The 4,487-nt window shown below is 68.8% G+C and carries 3 protein-coding genes; 2 read left to right on the forward strand and 1 reads right to left on the reverse strand.

Annotation, left to right across the window (positions count from 1 at the left end):
• Window positions 1-244: 244 nt before the first annotated feature.
• Both QZ772_RS04900 and QZ772_RS04905 read left to right on the forward strand, forming a co-directional pair.
• Window positions 245-2,527 (forward strand): glycoside hydrolase family 3 N-terminal domain-containing protein, encoded by a 2,283-nt coding sequence (locus QZ772_RS04900; protein ID WP_295523603.1) that lies wholly within the window; start codon window positions 245-247, stop codon window positions 2,525-2,527.
• Window positions 2,528-2,709: 182 nt separating this feature from the next.
• Window positions 2,710-3,075 carry a hypothetical protein gene (locus QZ772_RS04905; protein WP_295523605.1) on the forward strand — a complete coding sequence of 122 codons (366 nt, stop codon included), beginning with the start codon at window positions 2,710-2,712 and terminating at the stop codon, window positions 3,073-3,075.
• A gap of 132 nt (window positions 3,076-3,207) precedes the next feature.
• On the opposite strand, the gene QZ772_RS04910 is transcribed toward QZ772_RS04905, so the two are convergent.
• Window positions 3,208-4,158 carry a tripartite tricarboxylate transporter substrate binding protein gene (locus QZ772_RS04910; protein ID WP_295523607.1) on the reverse strand — a complete coding sequence of 317 codons (951 nt, stop codon included), beginning with the start codon at window positions 4,156-4,158 and terminating at the stop codon, window positions 3,208-3,210.
• Window positions 4,159-4,487 lie beyond the last annotated feature (329 nt).

The raw sequence follows: 4,487 nt of genomic DNA on the forward strand, positions 1-4,487 counted from the left end.
GCACCCCCCATGCCGCTTCGCGGCTCCCCCCTCCCTCGCGCCTTCGGCTTGGAGGGGGGCGCACCCCGCGGCCTGGCCGAGCCAGTTCCGCGGGTGCCCTGGCTTGGCCTGCTCCGCGGCCATCTGATCGGAACGCAGACCGCAGTTGCGTGTCATGCGGTTCACGCATTCACGGCATGAAAGCTCGAAAAGGGGTGCCCAGCTTTGGACGGGGGACTTTTGACCTTTGTTGACAATTGGCGGCATGCATCGCCGCCAAGCCCTGCTCCGTCTTGCCTCGCTCCCCATCGCCACCGGCCTCGCCGGATGCGCCGAGATCCAGAAACCCGCTGAAGCCTTCGCCGAATCGCTGGCCGCCGATGCCCGCATCGAGGCGCTGATCCTGCGCATGACCATCGAGGAGAAGGTCGGCCAGCTGAGCCTCTACGCCCCCGCCGCCGAGGAGATCCTGGGCAATCCGCAGACAGGCCAAGTGGGCCTGCGCCAACAGCTGGACGACATCCGCGCCGGCCGCGTGATGGGCCTGTTCAATGGCGAGGGTCTGGCGGCGAAGCGCCGCGCGCAGGAGGTGGCGGTGCGCGAATCGCGCCTGGGCATTCCGCTGCTCTTCGGTGTGGACATCATCCATGGCTTCCGCACCGTGTTCCCGGTGCCGCTGGCGGAGGCCGCCAGCTGGGACCCGGCGCTTTCCGAGCGCACGGCCCGTGCCGCAGCCCGCGAAGGCACGGCCGACGGCTTCCGCTGGACCTTCGCGCCCATGATCGACATCGCCCGCGACGCCCGTTGGGGCCGCGTCGTCGAGGGCTATGGCGAGGACGTGCTGCTCACCCGCCGCTTCGCCGCCGCCCGCGTGCGCGGCTTCCAGACCGCGGACCTGTCGCGCGCCGACGCCATGCTGGCCACGCCCAAGCATTTCGCCGGCTACGGCGCGGCCGAGGGTGGGCTGGACTATGCCGCCGTCGACCTGTCGGAGCGCACCCTGCGCGACGTCTACCTGCCGCCCTTCAAGGCCGCCATCGACGCCGGCGCGCTGTCGGTGATGGCCGCCTTCAACGAGATCGGCGGCGTACCCTCCAACGCCAACCCCTGGCTGCTGACGCAGGTGCTGCGGCGCGAATGGGGCTTCGAGGGCTTCGTGGTCTCGGACTACACCGCCGACGAGGAGCTGATCGCCCATGGCTTTGCGGCCGACGAGCGCGAGGCCGCCCGTCGCGCCTTCCTGGCCGGCACGGATGTGAGCATGCAGAGTGGCCTGTACATGCGCCACCTGCCGGACCTGGTGCGCAGTGGCGACGTCTCCATGGCGCGGCTGGATCAGGCCGTGCGGCGCGTGCTGCGCGTCAAACAGCGGCTGGGCCTGTTCGAGCAGCCCTTCCGCGGCCTGCAGGAGGACGCCCCCGGCGCGCCGCCGCGCTTCGACGGCGACGCCCACCGCCAGTTGGCCCGCGAGGCGGCGCAGCGCTGCATCGTGCTGCTGAAGAACAGCGGCGCCTTGCTGCCTCTGCCCAAGTCCGGCAAGCGCATCGCCCTAATCGGCCCCTTCGCCGATGCGCATTCGCTGTTCGGACCGTGGCGGCCCTTTCCGGGCCAGTTGCCGCCGGTGGGCATCGAGGACGCCATTCGAGCGCAGCTGGGCGATCCCTCGCTGCTCATCACGGTCCGCGGCAGCGACGTGGAATCCCCGCTGGAGGGCGGCATCGCCCAGGCCGTGGCGGCTGCACGCCAGGCCGACGTGGTCGTGATGACGCTGGGCGAGAGCGACCAGATGTCGGGCGAGTCACGCTCGCGCACCGACATCGAGGTGCCGTCCGCACAGCAGCAACTGGCAGAGGCGGTAGCTGCCACGGGCAAGCCGGTGGTCGTGCTGCTGCGCAACGGCCGGGCCCTGGCCCTGCGCGGCGCCGTGCGCAACGCGCAGGCCCTGCTGGTGACCTGGTTCCTGGGGACCGAGACCGGCCCCGCCATCGCCGACATCCTCTTCGGCGACGTGGCGCCCTCGGGCCGCCTGCCGGTGAGCTTTCCGCAGACGCCAGGTCAGGTACCGTTCTACTACGCCCACAAGCGCACCGGCCGGCCCGATGCACAGGGCGGGCCCGGACGCTTCCGCACGCGCTACCTGGATGCGACCAACGAGCCGCTCTACGCCTTCGGCCACGGACTCGGCTACTCGGCCGTGCATTACGGCGCAATGGAAGTCAGTCCCGGCCGCATGGCGCCCAGCCAGCCGCTGCGTGTGGTGGCCGCCGTGACCAACACCGGTGCGCGCGCCGTCGACGAGACGGTGCAGCTCTACATCGGCGCCCGCGCCGCCAGCTTCACGCGGCCCGTGCGCGAACTCAAGGCCTTCCATCGCGTGCGCATCGAGGCCGGGCAGACCGTACAGGTGCACTTCCTGCTGACCCGCGAGGACCTGCTCTTCACCGGCGGCGACATGCGACCCACGGTGGACACCGGCGAATTCGACCTGTGGGTGGGCCCCTCGGCCATCGCCGGGCTGCACGCCACCTTCATGCTCGTGCCGGGCTGAGTCGAACGCGCGACACGCTGGGCATGCCTGCCACGCCTCGCGGCCATGGCTTGCGACGACGACCGCGCATGCGCATGTCCCCCTGACAGGCCCCGTCGGCCCTCTCCCACAGGGTCCCCAACGGGCACCGCGCAAGGTTGTTCCATGCGTCGGCAATTCGCCGACCCCAGAAGGAGCACACCATGGCCAGAAGCAGCATCCTGGGCAGCGCGGACAGCACGCTGCCCCACGACGACGACACCACTCTCCTGGGCCCGAGCGACAACTCGGACAGCGGCAGCGACACGGTGGGCGAAGACGCCTTCCTTGCGCGCCCCGAAGACAGTCTGGGCGGTCCCATGCTGGAGCCGCTCGGTGGCGCTACCGATGCGTCCGGTACTGGCGAGCGTGCCGATGTGGAAGGCACCGTCACCCCCGACGCCGACATCCTGCCTGACCGCGTCATTGGACCGAACGAGGGTATGACGGATGAGGACATCCGCGTCGCCGTGGGGGAGATGGTCGACGACGACGAAGACGCCGATGCCGAAGAGGACGGCGACGTCTGAGACCCATCGAAGCGGGCGCCAGCACGAGACGCCCGTGCCAGCCCAAAAAGAAGGGCGGTCCGATTTGCGTCGGACCGCCCTTCTCGGTTTCTGGTGACACCGCCACCGCATTGCGCGGAGGCAGGGCCCGCGTCAGTCCGCCTGGATGCCCAGCTCCTTCACCACGCGCGTGAACCGCTCCAGATCGGCGGCCGTCGTCTTGGCCAGTACGTCCGGGGCGCCACCGACGGGGATGGTGCCCAGCGTCTTCATCTTGGCGGCCACGTCGGGCATCTTGATGATGTCGTTGAACTGCGCGTTGAGCGTCTTCACAATCTCGGGCGGCAGGCCCTTGGGGCCGTAGAGGCCATTCCAGGCCGTGACCTCGACATTCTTGTAGCCCAGCTCGCCAAGCGTCGGCACATCGGGGGCCAGCGGACTGCGCTGGGCCTGGGCCACGGCGAAGAGGCGCATCTTGCCGTCGGCCAGGTAGGGAGCGATGGGTCCGTAGGTGATCCAGGTCAGAGGCACATGACCGCCGGCGATGTCGGTCAGCGCCGGGGCAACGCCGCGGTACGGCACGTGGCGGAAGTTGGCGCCGGTGCTCTTGTTGAACATCTCGCCCAGCACATGCATGGGCGAGCCGCTGCCAGGGCTGGCATAGGCCAACTCGCTCTTCTTCGACTCGTCCATCGCCTCCTTGAGGGAATGGGCCTTGGTGCCGGGGCCGGCGGCGATGAACAGCGGCTGCGCGCCCGTCTGGATGATGGGCGTGAAGCCGTTCAGCACGTCATAACCGGCCTGGGGCGTGGTCTTGAGCACCAGCTGCGCCATGGCGAAGGTGTTGGGCGCCATCAGCAGCGTGTAGCCATCGGGCTGGGCCTTGCCCACGAACGCACTGCCGATCACGCCGCTGGCGCCAGGCTTGTTGTCGACCAGCACCGGCTGGCCCAGACGGGGGGCCAGCTTCTCGGCAAACACGCGGGCGAGCGCGTCGGTGTCGCCACCCGCGGGATAGGCGACGACGATGGTGATGGGCTTGGCGGGCCAGTTGCCCTGCGCCAGGGCAGCGCCGGCGGCACCGACCAGTCCCAGGCCCAGCATCAGGGCGCGGACGAGTTTCGTGGGAAAGGACATGATTGATTAATAGGTGAAACGACGATTCTTTTCTGAAATGCGATAGCGAGGTTAAGGGCTGTCGACGGCTTTGGTATGCGGGTTGTTCCTAGGTTAGAGGGTTCTTCTGATTCATATATGAATCAACGATCTATTACAGGAACATTGATGCAGGAAGTGTGCCCAAGCAAAACGCCCCGGCGCAACCTGCGTCGGGGCGTTTTTCGGAAAAAGGCGGGCGGACGGTGGTGCGTCCGGCCCGGCACGCGCACCGTGGCGGTGCGCGTTGTCAGTAGGTCTTGTAGGGCAGGACTTTG

Origin of the sequence: uncultured Pseudacidovorax sp. (assembly GCF_913773995.1) — a bacterium.
GTDB lineage: Bacteria > Pseudomonadota > Gammaproteobacteria > Burkholderiales > Burkholderiaceae_C > Xenophilus.